Annotated in this window: 19 protein-coding genes and 1 tRNA gene; 1 reads left to right on the top strand and 19 read right to left on the bottom strand. The window is 33.1% G+C overall.

Annotation, left to right across the window (positions count from 1 at the left end; translation table 11 throughout):
• The 10 genes from hisB to OF897_RS13050 form a co-directional block, all read right to left on the bottom strand.
• A complete protein-coding gene (gene hisB, locus OF897_RS13095) occupies positions 1–1,095 on the bottom strand; it encodes a bifunctional histidinol-phosphatase/imidazoleglycerol-phosphate dehydratase HisB (protein WP_267266136.1) in 1,095 nt (364 codons plus the stop codon).
• Positions 1,092–2,123, bottom strand: coding sequence for a histidinol-phosphate transaminase (hisC, locus tag OF897_RS13090; protein ID WP_267266135.1), 1,032 nt, complete (start codon positions 2,121–2,123; stop codon positions 1,092–1,094). Before hisC ends, hisB begins: the two co-directional genes overlap by 4 nt.
• Positions 2,110–3,402: a histidinol dehydrogenase gene (gene hisD, locus OF897_RS13085; RefSeq protein ID WP_267266134.1), complete on the bottom strand. Its 1,293-nt coding sequence runs from the start codon at positions 3,400–3,402 to the stop codon at positions 2,110–2,112. Before hisD ends, hisC begins: the two co-directional genes overlap by 14 nt.
• A gap of 1 nt (position 3,403) precedes the next feature.
• On the bottom strand, positions 3,404–4,261 hold the full coding sequence (gene hisG, locus OF897_RS13080) for an ATP phosphoribosyltransferase (protein ID WP_267266133.1): 858 nt from the start codon (positions 4,259–4,261) through the stop codon (positions 3,404–3,406).
• 251 nt (positions 4,262–4,512) lie between these two features.
• Entirely contained in the window at positions 4,513–5,613 is a 1,101-nt protein-coding gene (locus OF897_RS13075) for a glycosyltransferase family 4 protein (RefSeq protein WP_267266132.1), read from the bottom strand.
• Positions 5,597–6,271, bottom strand: coding sequence for a glycosyltransferase family 32 protein (locus OF897_RS13070; RefSeq protein WP_267266131.1), 675 nt, complete (start codon positions 6,269–6,271; stop codon positions 5,597–5,599). Before OF897_RS13070 ends, OF897_RS13075 begins: the two co-directional genes overlap by 17 nt.
• A gap of 10 nt (positions 6,272–6,281) precedes the next feature.
• Positions 6,282–7,094: a 2,3,4,5-tetrahydropyridine-2,6-dicarboxylate N-succinyltransferase gene (locus tag OF897_RS13065; protein ID WP_267266130.1), complete on the bottom strand. Its 813-nt coding sequence runs from the start codon at positions 7,092–7,094 to the stop codon at positions 6,282–6,284.
• Positions 7,095–7,203: 109 nt separating this feature from the next.
• Positions 7,204–7,479: a methyltransferase family protein gene (locus OF897_RS13060; RefSeq protein ID WP_267266129.1), complete on the bottom strand. Its 276-nt coding sequence runs from the start codon at positions 7,477–7,479 to the stop codon at positions 7,204–7,206.
• Positions 7,451–7,807, bottom strand: a complete 357-nt coding sequence (locus OF897_RS13055; protein WP_267266128.1) for a hypothetical protein — start codon at positions 7,805–7,807, stop codon at positions 7,451–7,453. The genes OF897_RS13060 and OF897_RS13055 overlap by 29 nt, the downstream gene beginning before the upstream one ends.
• A 57-nt stretch (positions 7,808–7,864) precedes the next feature.
• Positions 7,865–8,440: a C40 family peptidase gene (locus tag OF897_RS13050; RefSeq protein ID WP_267266127.1), complete on the bottom strand. Its 576-nt coding sequence runs from the start codon at positions 8,438–8,440 to the stop codon at positions 7,865–7,867.
• Positions 8,441–8,557: 117 nt separating this feature from the next.
• On the opposite strand from OF897_RS13050, the gene OF897_RS13045 reads away from it, so the two are divergent.
• A complete protein-coding gene (locus tag OF897_RS13045) occupies positions 8,558–9,238 on the top strand; it encodes a hypothetical protein (RefSeq protein WP_267266126.1) in 681 nt (226 codons plus the stop codon).
• Between the two features lie 58 nt (positions 9,239–9,296).
• Here OF897_RS13045 and OF897_RS13040 read toward each other — a convergent pair whose 3' ends face one another.
• From OF897_RS13040 to OF897_RS13000, 9 genes are all read right to left on the bottom strand, one after another.
• Complete coding sequence (locus tag OF897_RS13040) at positions 9,297–9,674, bottom strand: hypothetical protein (protein ID WP_267266125.1); 378 nt, start codon at positions 9,672–9,674, stop codon at positions 9,297–9,299.
• A 400-nt stretch (positions 9,675–10,074) separates the two neighbouring features.
• Entirely contained in the window at positions 10,075–10,485 is a 411-nt protein-coding gene (locus OF897_RS13035) for a hypothetical protein (RefSeq protein WP_267266124.1), read from the bottom strand.
• Positions 10,486–10,536: 51 nt separating this feature from the next.
• A tRNA-Ala gene (locus tag OF897_RS13030) sits at positions 10,537–10,610 on the bottom strand.
• A 131-nt stretch (positions 10,611–10,741) separates the two neighbouring features.
• Positions 10,742–12,154, bottom strand: coding sequence for an efflux transporter outer membrane subunit (locus tag OF897_RS13025; RefSeq protein WP_267266123.1), 1,413 nt, complete (start codon positions 12,152–12,154; stop codon positions 10,742–10,744).
• Between the two features lie 21 nt (positions 12,155–12,175).
• On the bottom strand, positions 12,176–15,322 hold the full coding sequence (locus OF897_RS13020) for an efflux RND transporter permease subunit (RefSeq protein ID WP_267266122.1): 3,147 nt from the start codon (positions 15,320–15,322) through the stop codon (positions 12,176–12,178).
• Between the two features lies 1 nt (position 15,323).
• Positions 15,324–16,508, bottom strand: coding sequence for an efflux RND transporter periplasmic adaptor subunit (locus tag OF897_RS13015; protein WP_267266121.1), 1,185 nt, complete (start codon positions 16,506–16,508; stop codon positions 15,324–15,326).
• A gap of 2 nt (positions 16,509–16,510) precedes the next feature.
• Positions 16,511–16,966: a P-loop NTPase family protein gene (locus tag OF897_RS13010; protein ID WP_267266120.1), complete on the bottom strand. Its 456-nt coding sequence runs from the start codon at positions 16,964–16,966 to the stop codon at positions 16,511–16,513.
• Positions 16,967–17,089: 123 nt separating this feature from the next.
• Positions 17,090–17,608: a GNAT family N-acetyltransferase gene (locus OF897_RS13005; protein ID WP_267266119.1), complete on the bottom strand. Its 519-nt coding sequence runs from the start codon at positions 17,606–17,608 to the stop codon at positions 17,090–17,092.
• 177 nt (positions 17,609–17,785) lie between these two features.
• Positions 17,786–18,010: a DUF2007 domain-containing protein gene (locus tag OF897_RS13000; protein WP_267266118.1), complete on the bottom strand. Its 225-nt coding sequence runs from the start codon at positions 18,008–18,010 to the stop codon at positions 17,786–17,788.
• Between the last annotated feature and the right edge of the window lie 47 nt (positions 18,011–18,057).

The raw sequence follows: 18,057 nt of genomic DNA, 5'->3' as shown, positions 1-18,057 counted from the left end.
TTATAAACTTCCCTTGGTTGATGGTAAATTAAAGTTCTGATCTGTTTGATTAACAGCCATTTTTATTGCTTTTGCAAAGGCTTTGAAAATCGATTCAATCTTGTGGTGTTCATTTTCTCCTTCCACTTTAATATTTACATTACATTTCGCCGAATCGGTGAAAGATTTAAAGAAGTGTTGAAACATTTCCGTTGGAACATCTCCTATTTTTTCTCTTTTAAAATTTGCATTCCAAACCAGCCAAGATCTTCCTCCAAAATCAATGGCAACCTGTGCCAGACAATCATCCATGGGAAGCAGAAAGCCATATCTTTCAATTCCTTTTTTATTTCCTAAAGCTTTCGAAACAGCTTCTCCTAAAACAATTCCGGTATCTTCAATCGTGTGATGCTCATCGACTTGTAAGTCACCATTAACTTTAATTTTTAAATCTAAATTACTGTGTTTTGAGATCTGTTCAAGCATATGATCAAAAAAATACAAACCTGTCGAGATCTCAGATTTTCCACTTCCGTTGAGATTAACTTCAATTTCAATATCTGTTTCATTTGTTTTTCTTGAAACTTTAGATTTTCGTGGAATTTGCTTTAAATATTGATAAATTTCACTCCAGCTATCTGTTGTCAATTCTACATCATCATTTTGAATTTTATTAATGAAAATCGCTTTTGAAGTTAAATTTTTCGCTAACTGAATATCTGTCAATCTGTCCCCAATTACAAAAGAATTTTCCAAATCATAATTCCCATAAATATATTTTCCGAACATCCCGATTCCCGGTTTTCTGGTAGCTAGATTTTCGCTTTCAAAACTCTTATCAATCAAAATATCATCGAAAATAATTCCTTCGTTTTCAAAGGCTTTCAACATTTTTTCATGAGGTTTTATAAAATCTTCGTAAGGAAAACTCTTCGTTCCCAAACCATCCTGATTCGTTACCATTATCAATTCATAGTCAAGCTCTTTAACAATTTTTGAAAGGTTTTGAAAAACTCCGGGATAAAACTCTAATTTCTCTAAAGAATCAACTTGAAAATCAGTTTTTGGTTCAATAATTAATGTTCCGTCTCTATCTATAAATAATGCTTTTTTCATAATTCAATACTTTTTAAGACGTTAATTAACTGAATATTTTCTTCTCTATTTCCAACATTTATACGAATACAATTTGGAATTTTAGGACTCCTTTTGCTGGTGAGAATTTCTTTTTCCAATAGGTTTTCATAAATTTTTTCCACATTTTCAAACTGAACTAAAAAGAAATTTGCATCGGTTGGATATATTTTTTTAATACAATTCAACGTTTGAAATTCATTTTTTAACCACGAAATTTCATTTAAAGTATTTTCTATATTTGAATTTACAACCTCCTTTCTATTAATAACTTCAATTATTTTATTTAAACTTAAAGAATTAACATTATAAGGCGCTTTTACAGTATTGACTAACTTAATAATTTCCTGAGACGAATAAGCTACCCCAACTCTTGCTCCCGCCATTCCCCATGCTTTTGAAAAGGTTTGAAGAACGACAAGATTTGGATATTTTTCCAGTAATTCAATACATGATTTTTTTCCTGAAAATTCAATATATGCTTCGTCAACAACTACAATTCCCTTGAAATTTTTAATGTAAAACTCAATATCATCAATACTGTTTCCTGTCGGATTATTGGGTGAACACAAAAAGAAAATTTTTAACTGATTATCCTTTATAATATTTAAAAAATTCTCTTTTACAATTTCAAAATTTTCATTTAAATTTAATTTGACAACTCTGTTTTCATTAATGGAAGCGTAAAATCCATACATTGCGAATGATGGATTCATCATTAAAATTGAATCTTTTTTTGGTTCACAGAAAACTTTAATAATTAAATCAATCAACTCATCACTTCCGTTTCCGATTGCCATTTGATCAGATGAAATATTTTTTATTTCTGAGAGTTTTTGCTTTAATTTTTTCTGCGTGGAATCTGGATAACGATTCAATTCACCAAACGGACTTTCATTGGCATCCAATAAAACAGGATCTTTAAACTCATTTTGATCTCTGAAACTGATGTAAGGCTGCAGTTCAAGGATATTTTTTCTTACTAAACTATTGATATTAAATTCTTTCATTTTCTTGATTTAATCGGATTGAAACGGCATTCTTGTGAGCAAATAATCCTTCTGCTTCTGCCATGATTTCTATTGTTTTCCCTAAGTTTTGAAGTCCTTCTTTTGATAAATTCTGGAAAGTAATCTTCTTCACAAAACTGTCTAAAGAAACTCCGCTGTAATTTTTTGCAAATCCGTTAGTTGGAAGTGTATGATTGGTTCCGCTAGCATAATCTCCTGCACTTTCACATGAATAATTTCCCAGAAATACTGAACCTGCATTTTGAATTTTCGGAATGTATTTTTCAAAGTCTTCCAAAGCTAAAATCAAATGTTCTGGAGAATATAAATTACTGAATTCCAAAGCTTCATCAATAGTATTCAATAAAATAAAATGACTGTTTTTCAATGATTCTTTCGCCAAATCATTTCTTGGAAGTTCTTTAAGCTGATTTTCCGCTTCTTTAATGGTTTGGTTAAAAATTTTCTCATCGGTAGAAAGAAAAATAACCTGACTGTCGCTTCCGTGTTCTGCTTGAGAAAGTAAATCAGCTGCACAAAATGCAGGAATCGCCTGTTCATCGGCTATTACCAAAACCTCGCTCGGTCCTGCAGGCATATCGATGGCAATACCGAACTTTTGGCAGTATTCCTTTGCCGCAACAACAAATTGATTTCCGGGTCCGAAAATTTTGTAAACTTTCGGAATGCTTTCCGTACCAAAAGTCATGGCTGCAACAGCTTGGGCGCCTCCTGTTTTAAAGATTTTTTCAACTCCACAAAGCTTCGCTGTATATAAAATTGCAGTATTAATATTTCCGTTTTTATCCGGTGGAGTACATAAAATAATTTCTTTACATCCAGCCAATTGTGCTGGAATTGCAAGCATTAAAACAGTAGAAAATAAGGGCGCTGTTCCTCCTGGAATATAGATTCCCACTTTTTCTATCGCTCGGTTTTCTCTCCAACAAATGACTCCTTTTGTGGTTTCAATCTTTTCAATTTCAGAGATTTGGGAAGCGTGAAATTTTGTAATATTTTCTTTTGCCTGTTGAATTGCTAATTTTAATTCTTTACTTACGAGGTTTTCTGAATTTTCTATTTCTTCATTGGAAACCTTAATGTTTTTAACTTCAGCTTTGTCGAACTTCTTATTAAAATCAATCAGAGCCTGGTCTCCCTTTTCTTGAACTTTTTTGAAAATATCAACAATGATTTCTGTGAGTTCTTCTCTTTTTAAAACTGGTCTTTTTATCAATTCAGACCAAATGTTTTTATCAGGATATTTACTAATTTTCATATTAAATCACCATTTTATCAATTGGAATTATTAAAATATCCTGCGCTCCTTTTTCTTTCAGTTCGTCAATCACTTCCCAAAATCTCTCTTCATTTATAACGGAATGAATACTGCTCCAACCTTCTTCTGCTAAAGGGATTACAGTCGGACTTTTAAGAACAGGAAGAGTTTTTGAAATAATTTCAATTTTGTCATTCGGAACATTCATTAAGATATATTTTGAATTTTTAGCCTTCAAAACAGCTTTAATTCTGAAAAGAAACTTTTCTAAAATATTCTGTTTTTCTATATCCAATTGAGATGTTTTTGCCAAAACTGCTTCAGATTTTAAAAGTGTTACTGTTTCTCTCAAACCATTTTTAAATAATGTACTTCCAGAGCTTACAATATCACAAATTCCATCTGCTAATCCGATGTTTGGGGCAATTTCCACAGAACCGGAAATGACATGAATATCGGCTGAAATATTGTTTTTATTAAGAAAATTTTTAAGGGTATTCGGATAAGAGGTGGCAATTTTTTTACCTTGAAAATAGGCAATATCGTCAGTTTCAACTTCTTTTGGAATTGCTAATGAAACTCTGCATTTTGAGAATCCAAGAGGTTGAATAATTTTAATATTTTTCTGTTTTTCTGCTAAAAGATTTTCGCCGACAATGGCAATATCTACCACTCCATCTTCCAGATATTGAGGAATATCGGAGTTTCGCAGATACATAATTTCGATCGGGAAATTTTCTACAGAAACTTTCAGCTGATCTTTTCCGTTGTTGACGAAAATACCGCAATCTTTGAGGAGCTGAAGGGATTCTTCGTAAAGCCGTCCGCTTTTTTGTATTGCAATTTTTAATTTACTCATTTTGATTATTTTAAATCTGAGTAAACGAAAATGATTAATTGAAATAAATTGCCCGGGAAGAATTTAGAAACAAAAAAACCGTCTGTTTACTCAGACGGTTTTTAATTATTTTGATTTTTAACATAGTTACCTATCAATCAATTCCGTCTTAGCAGAGATGATGATAGTAATGATGTAATGTTAAAAAATTCGGTTTCATTGTTGAAATTTTGTGGTACAAATGTAGAACTTATTTTTAAACTGCAAAGATTTTATTGCACTATTTTTTTGTAGAGATTCATTAATTGATTGGCAATTGGCTCGTCATTAAACTTCTGAACAAACTCAAAACCCTTATCAGCACGGCGTTTTCTTTCCGATTTATTATCCCATAAAAATTTTATTTTTGATTGAATATCTAAATAATTTTCGGGATCGATGTAAACAGAATCCGGTCCACCCGCTTCTGGAAGGCAACTTGTGTTGCTTGTAACGGTCACAGTTTTTGAGAAAAGCGCTTCTATCACAGGAATTCCGAAGCCTTCAAAGAAACTTGGATAAACAAAAATATCAGCCAATTTATAAATAACAGCTAATTCATCCATTGAAACTCTTTCCAAAAAATGAACCTGTTTTTCCATTTTATTTTTCACAATAAAATTCGATATTTTTTGAAAATATTTTGTTTTTTTTCCAACGATAACTAATGGGATTTCAGTGTCTTTTATAGCCTTAACGACATTCAAAAGATTTTTACGTTCTTCGATCGTTCCGACATTTAAAACAAACCTTTCTGGAATGTTAAATTTCTGCTTTGTATCTTGAATTAATTCAATGGATTGTTGTTCTTTAAAAGCTTTGTGGCAACCTTGATAAATCACATCAATTTTACTTTCAGGAACTTTTAAAAATTGAATAATATCTCTTTTTGTCTGTTCTGAAATGGCAATAATTTTGTCCGCAGAATTTGCTGCTTTTTTGAATTTCCAAAGATGAATCTTTCTATCAAAAAAAGAATAATATTGAGGATATCTTACGAATATCAAATCGTGAATGGTGACGATTTTTTTGATGGACTTCTTGTTCCATTTTAAAGGTAATTCCCCTGATAATCCATGGAAAATATCCGCATTTTGTTTCTGCGCATCTTTTCCCATTTTAAACTGTCGAGACATTGTTCCTTTGGAGGTTTCTACAAAGGTAACATTTGCATTTTCTAAAATATCGGAACCTCTTTCCGATTTATTTTTATTGAGTAATAAGTATTGATTTTCAGGATAATATTTAGACAAAATTCTGACTAAATCTCTCGAGTAATTCCCTAATCCTGAAGTATTATGAAAAAAACGTTTGGCATCAAATGCTATCTTCATTCTCAGGTTTTATAATGTTTTGGGTAAGCTGTTTTCTCTTCCAGTGTTCAGATTTATCACTGTAAAGGAAGAATTTCCCAAGCTTATATTTAAACTGCATATTATTGTCATAATGCGGTCCCATAAATCGATGTGGAATAGTTGGATCTTCTTTTAAACAGGCTTTAACTGCGTCTGTATAAACGGTTGGTCCGGTTGTTTTATGTACATTATGAGGATAAGGATTGTTTTTGATATTATCTAAAATCATCTCCAAAGTTCTCTGTAAAAATGGGTGTCCTGCAGCATATGCAAGACCCCATTGTACATAATATGTGTGTGGAATTTCATCCGTTACCAAAGCTACATCGTCTTCACGAATAAACTTTTTAATCGGCTTGGTGATTCCGCTGTCTACATCTAAATATACACCACCTTTTTTATAAAGAATGGCATATCTGAAAAAATCTGCTTTGGCAGCTCCTATCGTCAGTCTGTTGTAAGCTTTCAAATACTCAGGTGGAAATTCATCTTTAAAGAATGTCTGAATTCTGTTATCATCATAAAAATGATATTCATACTCAGGATTTTTCTTGAGCATTCTTTTGATATGAAACTTCGTAAGCCAAGGAAGCTTATCGGTTTTGAAAGTCTGAAAAATTTGTTTAGGAATTGCCATCTGTAAAGATTTAAACAGCTACGTTATTTTCTCTTAAAGCATCATTCAAAGATGTTTTCTTATCTGTAGATTCTTTTCTCTGACCGATGATCAAAGCACATGGAACCTGATATTCTCCTGCAGGATACTGCTTCGTATAACTTCCAGGGATTACAACAGAACGGGCAGGAACTCTACCTTTAATTTCGATTGGAGTATCTCCAGTAACATCGATAATTTTTGTTGAAGCTGTCAACACAACATTCGCACCCAAAACTGCTTCTTTTTCTACATGAACTCCTTCTACAACGATACATCTTGAACCGATGAAACAGTCATCTTCAATTATTACCGGAGCAGCCTGAAGCGGTTCTAAAACACCACCAACTCCAACACCACCACTCAAATGAACGTTCTTACCGATCTGTGCACAGCTTCCAACAGTCGCCCAAGTGTCAACCATCGTCCCTGAATCTACATAAGCGCCAATGTTCACATATGAAGGCATCAAAATAACTCCCGGAGCAATGTAAGCTCCTTCTCTTGCAATCGCATGTGGTACAACTCTCACACCTTTTTCTGCATAGTTTCTCTTCAAAGGCATTTTATCATGAAATTCAAACGGACCTACTTCAATAGTTTCCATTTTCTGGATCGGGAAATACATTACTACAGCTTTTTTCACCCATTCATTTACCTGCCATCCGTTTTCTGTAGGCTCTGCTGTACGAAGTTCTCCTTTATCAACCAAAGAAATAACCTCTCTAATTGCCTTTTGGCTGTCTTCATTCTGCAATAATTCTCTGTTGTCCCAGATATTTTCAATAGTTTGTTGTAATGACATAATATTGTTTAAAATTTATTTTAAAAATTCACTGCCAAATATACAAAAAAGTTGTGCAAAAGTGATGATTTAGAATAGATGTAGATGATTAAAATTTCATTAAATATTGCTACAAAAATCTTCTTACTTTGGCTTTGTATTGAAGATAATCATTACCGTGTTGATTTAATAAAAATTCTTCCTCCAATCTGATTTGGGTCTGAATTAAAATAGTAGAAATAATGAAAAAGATAAGTGAAGTTAAAGTGGGTAGTGTAAAAAACAAACCTATTAAACTTAATAGCATTCCAAAGAAAATTGGATTTCTTGAATAATTGAAAAGTCCAATTGTGATTAATTCTGTTTTAAGATCTTCATCAATTCCAATTCTCCATGAATTCTTCATTTGAAACTGCGCGACAAGAACCCAAATTAAACTTAAAAATCATTAAAGTAACTCCAATATATCTAAAGACAATTCTTTCAAAAAAATTGATATTATAAATTCCGAAAATATCATTTGGAAAAATGAAAAGCAAAATAGTGTAAATAAAAAGGGAAACTAAAGTAAGTTTAAAATATCTTCCGATTAATCCGTAAGCAGAATCGTCTTTTGGTAATACATTCGGATTTTTTCCAATTCTTTTTGAAACGATAAGACTTGTTCCGAAAAACGCCGTTAGAAAGAAAACAATAAAATATAAAGGGATGAAAACTCTGATAAAATCAGTCATAATTAATAATTTTTGACAAATGTAGAGTTCAATGAAATGCAATTCTATTGCAAAGTTTTACAAAACCCTTTGTGCATGAAGATAAGCTTTGTTCCAGTATTTTTCGTTTAGAGAAGAAATAATGACGCCTTTGGAAGTTGAAGCATGAATGAATTTTACTTCGCCATCATTTTCAATCGTATGAACAATTCCAACATGGGAAACCCTACTTCCGCCTGATGTGGCAAAAAATAAAAGATCACCTGGTTTTACAGTTTCAATATCAATCGATTTTCCTGAATCTGCCTGATCTGAAGATCTTCTTGGTAAATTAAAATTATTTTCCTGAAAAACTTTTACCGTAAATCCGGAACAATCGAAACCTGAAGAATTGTTTCCTCCAAATTTATAAGGAGTTCCCAAATATCTTTCAGCATCCTTCAATAAGCTTTTTACAGAACCTGCAACTTTTCCGTCAAAATTAGAATCTAATTTTCTTAAGTTTTCAGATTTTGAAATTGTTTTTGAAGGTGTCTTTTTTGATGCAGCCACACTTTTTGAGCTTCCGCAAGATATTATTGTTGCAGCAGTTAGCGCTAAAACAGTTAGTTTCTTATATAATTTAATTTCCGAAAAACACAGTTCCTTATTCATTTGAAAATCAATTAGATATTAATTCAATACAAATATAAATTAATTATTTTAATTATACAATAACTATACTACAACTATACTTTAATTATATAATAAATATTGTTTTGATCCATTTTAATGTCTATATTTGAGCCTGTTTTAGAAAATATGGCGACTTACGAAAGTTTTATAAAGCTCAACGGAGCAATTGGAGATTTGGTTTTTTATAATCTGAATGGTAAAAATATAGTTCGAAAAAAAAGCGGATTTAATAAAACTGCCTACAAGAAAAGTCCGACTTATGAAAAAGTAAGACAAAACAGTTCGGAATTTGGTCATTGTTCAAAAGTTGGGAAATTAATCCGTTCAAGTATTTCGAAATATATTGAGTCGGCGGAAGATGCCCTACTCTATCAGAGATTTGCGAAGACGATGACTGAAATTAAAGACTTAGATTCAGAACATGAAAAAGGAAATCGAACGGTAAAGTCTGGCTTAAAAAATAAGGAAGGAAAAATTGCACTTCAAAATTTTGAATTAGGTAAATTTCAAAGTTTTAGGCAGGAAGCGCATATTTTATTAGGTTTGTGGGATAAAAGTCTACATTTAGATAAAGCAATTATCGCTGACGAAATTACGATTGTAAGTATAAAAATAGATTTTGAAAATTTTCTCACGGAATCTTTTGAAGAGAAAATCTCTTTACATGAGAATCAAAACGAAATGGTTTTTGAAAATCATTTTTCAGAGGAAGATGATGTGCTTCATTTTGTTGTAGCAAAAAAAGATTCTCAGATTATAAAAATGGGATTTGTTTAAAATAAAAAATCGGCTGCAAACTTTGTTTACAGCCGATTTTGATTTATAATAGTTTTATCTATTTCGTTTTGTCTTTTGTTCCAGTCCAAGAACCGCTTTTTGAAGGGGTTGGAGAATCGTTTCTCCAATTTCCGTTACCTTTTTTCTCAAGATTTAATGTTCCAGAAAACTCTCCGTCTGCAGGTATAACCAATTCTGCTGTAAGTTGTCCCGATCTGTCTAAATTTCCTGAAATATTGTAATTTACATTACTATTCTCATTATACATTGTTCCTGTCACTTTTCCGTCACTTGCAACTACAAATTTCCAGAGACCTTTTTCTGTACCTTCGTAAGTACCCGACCAAGTTCCGATATAGTCTGTAAGTGTTTCGTCATCTGAAGTACAACTGATAAGGCAGAAAGTTGTCAATAAAAGTAAAAAAAGTTTCTTCATAGTTTACAATAGTTTATGAAATAAGTTTATTTAGTCAATATATCTTTAAAAAAAAGTCTTAAAATTTCAAGATAGTTTTTGAAATTGGTTCTATCTCTACATTTTTAGAATTGGGCAAATATATCAATTTAATTTTATAGTTTAATCTTTTAAGATAATATTTTAAGTAATTCGAAAGAAATTTATTTTAAAACATCATTTTTTATACTATATTTTTTTTCCTGCTCTCAAAAGACCTTGGTTAAAGGAAAGTTGATTTTTAATCAGCAACAAATTTGAATTATGATTTGAATCATAAACGTTTGGTTAATATAAGATTTAGATTTGAGCCAATTAATAACCACAGAGATTTAGATTCAATTAAGTGTAAAAACCTTCCAGTAGTGGAAGGTTTTGTTTTTTAATTCATCCAATTATCTTTAATGTATCGAAATATATTTATCATAAATGACAAAAACCCCATTAAACTGCCAATAACTAAGCCTATTCTTACAAAAGTTTTGTCAAAAAAATCTTCTGTAGTTTCTGATTTTAACTCACGAGTATAAATTGCTTTTTCTCCTAGTAATGATGTGGAAATAATTTCAGGTTTGTCTAACGGTCTTGAGGTGAATCCACCATATTCATCTTGAGTTGATTCCCAATCACTTTCATCAATGATATAGCGTCTTTTATACAATTCATATTTTACTTCATCAGATTCAACATAAGAAGGATTATCCATTTTAATCCTACGTAAGATTATCTTATCTCTATAAGTAATATTCTTTTTATGTTCAATTAAATAAATTAAAAGATGATCATTTTTCATAATCAAGTATATTTAGAATGATAAAAATTAGAGATATTTTATTTGAAGAAGTGGAGGATACGGGGATCGAACCCGTCACCTTTAGACTGCCAGTCTAACGCTCTAGCCAGATGAGCTAATCCCCCAAGTTTTGAAGTGGTACAAATGTAAGTATTTATCGATAATATGCAAGTATTTTGAAAAATATTAATAAAAAAACGTGCACTGTTTCCAGCACACGTCTTAACAAGATTGAATATATAATAACTAACTTTTTTTATTTCCAACCGCCGCCTAAAGCTCTATATAAATCTACTGCAGCTTTCATTTTACTGTATTGCGCATTAGAGATATTCAGTTCTGCATTTAAAGAATTGACATTGGCATTTAAAACTTCAAGATAATTTGCCATTCCGTAGTTGACCAATTCCTGAGAATAATCAACAGATTTTTTGTATGAATCTAATTCTTTCTGCTTTAAATTAATAAAAGAATCCTGTACCGAGAAAACTCTGATAGCATCAGAAACTTCTTTTCCGGCTGTAAGAACAGTTTTTCTAAAATTTAAATACGCCGTTTCTTTATTTGCCAAACTAACTTCATAATTGGTTTTGATCTGTCTTTTATTCAAAATCGGCTGAGCCAAACCTCCGATCAAACTTGCAAATAGCGAATTCACACTAAACAAATGATCGATGTCAACAGACTGCAATCCTCCGCTTCCTGTCAGTTTTAATGTTGGATAAAACTGCGCTTTTGCAGAATTTGTTAATTCAAAAGCATTCATCAAGCTAAATTCTGCCTGCATTACATCGGGACGGTTTGCCAACAAATTGGCTGGATAACCTAATGCAAAGTTTGCTGGAAGAGTCTGATTTTCTAAAGTTGATCTTTCAATTGCCTGTGAAGATTCACCCATTAAAAGACTCATCGTGTTTTCCAACTGCTGAATCTGAGTGTCGATATCGATTAATAATGACTGTGCATTATAAACCAAAGCCTGACTTTGCTGAACAGCAACTTCCGTTAAAGTTCCTGCTTCTTTTAAAGCTTTCGTGGTTTCAAGATTATTCTCACGAATTTTTATGGTCTCGTTAATAATCTTTTTCTGATTGTCTAAAGTTAATAATTGATAATAACTTGAAGCAATTGAAGAAACCAAATCACTTTTTACAGACTGATGTGCGGCAACATTTCCTAAGTAAGTTGCTAATTGCGCTTTTTCCTGAGATTTTAATTTTCCCCACAAATCTGCTTCCCAGGCGATGCTTCCGGTAATGTCAAACTGGTTCACATACCTTCTCTCTCCGATGATCTGCCCAAACTGAGTGTTCAAAGACTGAGTCTGAAAAGTATAACCAGGACCAACGGTTAATGTCGGTTGATATGCAGCTTTGCTTTGTCTCAGATACGCTTCTGCAGAAGTGATATTCTGCAGAGCGATTCTTATATCTAAATTGTTTTCTAAAGCTTTTGAAATATGTTTCTGAAGAATAGGATCGGTAAATATTTCTTTCCATGAAACATTTGCCGTACTCGTGCTGTCTTGTGGAAGCATATCTGTTCGGAAAAGTTTTTCATCCACTACAGCTGTAGGTCTTTCATACTCTTTTCGTACATGACAAGAAGTAATTACTACAGCGGTAAGCACCGATAAAGCCGTTCCTTTTATTATTGATAAATTTTTCATTATTTAAATCTTAAAGATTTCTTATTCAGCTAAATTGATGTCTTCGTGCTTGATCGGCTTGATTTTCTCCTGTAAAGTCTGGAAAACCACGTACAACACTGGAATTACAAAAACTCCTAAAATTGTACCTATCAATAGTCCTATCGAAGCACCTGTTGCGATTGATCTGTTACCTACAGCACCAATACCGCTTGCCAAAACCAATGGTAATAAACCGAAGATAAATGCCAATGATGTCATCAAAATAGGTCTTAATCTTGCTTTAGCTGCATTGATAGCAGATTCAACAATCGTTTCACCGTGATGTCTTCTCTGAACTGCAAATTCGATAATCAAAATCGCATTTTTCGCCAATAATCCGACCAACATGATTAATGCAATCTGGAAGTAAATGTTGTTTTCAAGTCCCATTAATTTCTGTCCGAAATATGCTCCCATTACCCCAAGAGGAAGTGAAATTACCACAACCAGAGGCAAAATATAACTTTCGTACTGAGCAGAAAGAATAAAATATACAAACACTAAACTTAAAGCAAAGATCAATAAAGTCTGAGATCCCGAACTTAATTCTTCTCTTGTAAGACCTGTAAATTCAACATCATAATTCTGATCTAAAGTTTCGCTCGCAACTTGCTGAACTGCAGTAATTGCATCACCAGAACTGAAACCTGCTTTGTTCGCTCCTGTAATTTTTACCGAAGTAAATAGATTGTAACGACCAACAGATTGAGGACCATACGTTTTAGTCAACGTCACAAATTGTGAAATTGGTGACATTTCTCCAGAACTTGTTTTAATATAATACTGATTAAGATTTTCAGCACTTACTCTGTCTTCCGGAAGTGCCTGAATCATTACTCTGAACTGTTTTCCGTATTTTGTAAAGTCAGCGCCGTAAATTCCACCGATGTAACCTTGCATTGTTGATAGGATATCATTCACCGAAACACCTTTCTGTTTAGCTAACGGAACATTGATTTCCATCATATACTGCGGATATTTTGTATTGAATGATGTCTGCGCAAATTCAATTTCAGGACGTTGCATTAAATTCCCGATAAACTCGTTTGTTTTAGCATCAAGCTGAGCAAAATCACCTCCTGATTTATCTAAAAGAACCATCTCAAAACCTGCACTGTTACCAAAACCAGGTACACTTGGAGGCTGGAAGAAAACAACTTTTGCATCCGGAACTTTCCCTGCTAAACCAAACAAACGTTTTGTAATCTCATCTGAAGATAAACCGTCTCCTTTTCTATCGTCAAAAGGTTTTAATTTAACGAAAGCAAGACCATTATTACTACCGTTTCCAGAAAGCAATCCTCTACCTGTAGAAATAGTTACGTTCTGAATTCCAGGAATTTTCATGGCATCTTTCTGCAAAGTTTTCAAAACATTATAGGTTCTTTCCATAGAAGCTCCCGGAGGAAGCTGTACATCGGTAAAGATAATTCCTCGGTCTTCTGTTGGTACGAAACCTTTTTTCATACTTCCGTTTGCCCAATAGATAATTCCACAAGTAGCAATAAGAATTACCATCGTAACCCATTTATGTTTAATTAAGAAATTAAATCCTCTACCGTAACGGTCAGTTGCTGTTTTGAAACCGATATTAAATTTATAAAAGAACTTTTTAATAAAGTTTAAATCTTTATATTCTTTGTGATGTTCTTCGTGCGGCTTTAAAAATAATGAACATAAAACCGGACTCAATGTCAATGCATTTACCGCTGAAATGATGATCGCAATAATTAAAGTTATCCCAAACTGCTGATAAAATACTCCGGTTGGACCTGTAATAAACGTTACCGGAATAAATACCGCCGCCATTACCAAAGTAATCGAGATAATCGCTCCTGTGATTTCGTCCATTGCCTCAACCGTTGCTTTTTTAGCATTTGAAATACCGTTTTCCATCTTGGCGTGTACAGCCTCGACGACGACAATCGCATCATCTACCACAATACCAATCGCCAATACCAATGCGAAAAGCGTTAAAAGGTTTAATGAATATCCGAATAAATTCAGGAAAAAGAATGTTCCAACAATCGAAACAGGAACTGCAATTGCCGGAATTAAAGTTGATCTGAAATCCTGTAAGAAAATATAAACTACTATAAATACTAAGATAAATGCTTCAATCAAAGTATGAATTACTTTTTCAATCGATGCATCCAAAAATTCGTTAGTATCAAAGTTAAAAGTATATTTTACACCTTCAGGATATGAACTTTCATTTTCTTTAAGCTGTTTTTTGATGTTTTCGATAATCTCCTGAGCATTCGATCCCGGAGTTTGGAAAACCCCCATACTGATTGAAGGATTATCTCCGTTTTCACCAACACCAGAATAAGAAAGACCTCCCAATTCAACTTTGGCAACATCTTTCAGCATTAAATTCTGTCCGTCAGGAAGAGATTTAATGATAATATCATCGTACTGCTCTTTTTCACTGAATTTCCCGACATATTTAATGATATATTCGAAAGAACTTCCACTGTTTTGCCCCAAAGAACCTGCCGCAGCTTCTCTACTCTGATCGTTGATGGCAGTCGTAACTTCAGTTGGTGTAATTCCGTAAGCTGCCAATTTTGCAGGATCCAACCAGATTCTCATCGAATAGTTTTTTCCACCAAAAACGTTGGCTTCACCTACTCCATTGATCCTCTGAAGATTTGGAATAACGTTGATATTCAAAAAGTTTTGAAGATAAACGTCATCAATATTTTTATTTTCAGAATAAAAAGAAAGGTACATCAATGCACTTGTCTGCTGTTTCTGAGTTACAACACCGGCTCTCGTAACTTCACTTGGAAGTAGCGGAGATGCTCTTGATACACGGTTTTGTACGTTTACTGCTGCAATATCTGCATCAACACCCTGTTTAAAAAACACCTGAATTTGTGCTGAACCGTCATTTCCAGCGGTTGAAGTAATATAATCCATTCCTTCAACACCATTAATCTGTTCTTCCAAAGGAACAACGACACTTTTCATAACGGTTTCAGCGTTGGCTCCGGTATAATTTGCTCTTACACTCACCGTTGCGGGGGCAATGTCAGGATATTGCGTCACCGGAAGCGCTGTTAATCCTAAAACCCCGAGAATAACGATCAGGATAGAGATTACAGTAGATAAAACCGGTCTGTTAATAAAGTTTTTTATCATTTTAGAATTTCGGTTTTACTGATTGTACTAAACTGTCCATTTTCACTTCCTTAGGTTTTACCGCTGTTCCAGGTTTGATATTTCCTGTTCCTGCTGCAATAATCTTATCACCTTTTTTTACACCAGATTTTATTAAAGCTAAATTGTCGATTCTTTCAATCACTTCAACCACAGTATTTCTTGCCGTATCTTTTTCAACTTTATAAACGTAAACAATACCTTGCTGCTCATAAGTTGAACTTTCCGGAACAACTAAAACATTGTCATAACTTTTAGGGAATCTGATGCTTCCGCTGTTTCCGTTGCTTAAAAGTTTTTGAGCATTTTTAAATGATACTCTGAACTGAATAGTTCCCGTTGTTGGATCAATTGAACCGGTAATCGCTTCAATTCTCCCCTTTTCAGGATAAATACTTCCGTTTGCCAACTGCAATTCAACCATTGGAAGATTCTTTATTTTTTCCGGAACGCTTGCTCCTATAGATTTTTCAAGAAAATCAAAATACTCTTTTTCATTCATTGAAAAATAAGCGAATATCTCTGAAGTATCTGAAATTGTAGTTAAAGCTGTTTGATCAGTTGGTCCTACCAAACTTCCGACTTTCAATGGAAGCTTACCAATAACTCCGGAAATAGGTGCACGAATGATTGAGTAATCAACGTTTGCCGCTGCTCCTTTGTAATTGGCGTTTGCCTGTTCTCTCGCTGCAATTGCTTGCTGAACCTGAGCTTGAGCTTGTGAAAGGTTTGCCTGTGCAGTTTGAAGCTGAATGTTACTGATGATATTTTTTGCAACCAAAGGTTTCAGCTTATTTACTTCAACCTGAGCTGCGTTTACTGCCGCTTGAGCCGCTGCAATATTAGATTGTGCAGCTCCAACTCCTGCTTTTGCTGCTGCTGCAGTTTCATTTAAAGTATTGGTTTCCAGACGAAATAATGGCTGTCCTTTTGTAACGTATTGACCTTCATCTACCAAAACCTGAGTAATATACCCTGAAATTTTAGCTCTCACATCATTGTTTACTCTACCTTGAATTGTTGCTGGGAAAATATCGTACCCCACAATATTTTTATTTTCTACCGACACTACAGGAAAAGTTTTTGGCCCATCCTGTTTCGGAGCTTCTTTTTTGCAGGCAGTCAGTGAAAATGCTGCTACAGAAAATAGTATAAGCTTGTTTGTCATTTTTATAGTTTATTAAGAGATTCCTGAATATTTGATATGCTTTTGTTTAAAAGAGCTTTGTAGGCTTCGTTTCGATCATCGGTGTCTTTCTGCTCTGTTTTTCTGAAATTTTTGAGAGCATCTAAAAGTTTCAATTCATCCTGCATTTTTTGAACGATTTTTTCAAACCTTATTTTTTTATAATCATCGTTGGCGAAAAAATATCTTTTTCTCTCATCCATTTTATTTACATCGACGATTAATTCTGCATTCAGAAGAAGAACAAGACTGGTAGAAACTGAGCTTTTGCTTGCCGAAAAGACTTCGACAAACTCATCAAAAGTAATTCCCACCTTATCAAAATCGAAAATCAGGTAGGAATAAATTTTTGAAGCCAAAGGTGGCAGATTGAGAATGGTACCGTAAAATTTTACGGCATCCTGAAAGATTTTCTCATCTACTTCCAGACTTTTTTTCATTATAAAATAATTTTTAGCAAATGTAAAAATTAGTTCGGAACTAAACGAACAAACTCAATAGAGTTTATAAATAAATAGTTTCTTAAAGAATCAATGAAAATTGATTTAACCTTTTGTGTTTTTTTAAATCAACACTTTTTCAAAGGCTTTTCTCTCTCCGCCTACGAGATAAACTTCACCACAATAAGTATAGCCTTTAGATTCCAGAATTTTAAGCATCGCAAGATTATCATAGTTGGTATCAACTTTTATACTCAAAACATTCTGAGATTTTGTAAATTCTTCAACGTAATTGAAGAGTTTTTTCGCCAATCCTTGTCCGGCAAAGTTTTCTGAAACAGCTACCCTATGAACAACTACAAATTCTCCCGTCGTCAACCAGGCTCCATCAATCGAACTGTAGGCTGGTTCGTCGTTGAAAATCAACGCAACATAAACCGAAACATCATCATTAACTGTCAAAACATGACCAAACCCTTTAGAAACATCACTTTCAATGGTTTGAAGATTGGGATATCCGTTTTGCCATTGTGTACTTCCGTCTTTTCTTCGGCGCTCAATAGATTGCTGAATAATTTCCCATATAATTAGAATATCTGAAGATTCTGCTTTTCTAAATTGGATTTCGTTTTTATTAGTCATAAGAAGTTTATATTACAAACTTGAAAATTGAGAAATAACATAATCAATGCCAAAAATTTCACATTAAAATTTTATTAAGAAAATAATAATTTGTTGCTGAGTACAAAAAAAACCGAAAATTAAAATGAATTAATTTTCGGTTTCGAAGTAGTAAAATTTAAAATTATGAAATTGTTTTTATTGATTTTGTTGAAGATAAGCATCTATAATGTCAAATGCCTTCTTTTCGTCCTGCAAATCTACCATTACTTTTAAAGTTGTTGCTGTAGGCGTTGTTGTAAAAGTAAGATAGTTATTTTCTACATTATTCGTGATCTGTGCATCTTCTAATTTTGATTTTATCAACTGTATTTCTGCAGGTTTGTCACTTTCAAAAACTGATACTCTTGTGTTTCTTTCCATATAAAATCCATTTTGAGTATCTAAATTTAGAATTTTTTTTTCAGAAT

It is taken from the genome of Chryseobacterium formosum (assembly GCF_026460885.1).
GTDB lineage: Bacteria > Bacteroidota > Bacteroidia > Flavobacteriales > Weeksellaceae > Chryseobacterium > Chryseobacterium formosus.
Note: the sequence above shows the minus strand (reverse complement) of the source record. Positions and strands in the feature narration are given on the sequence as shown.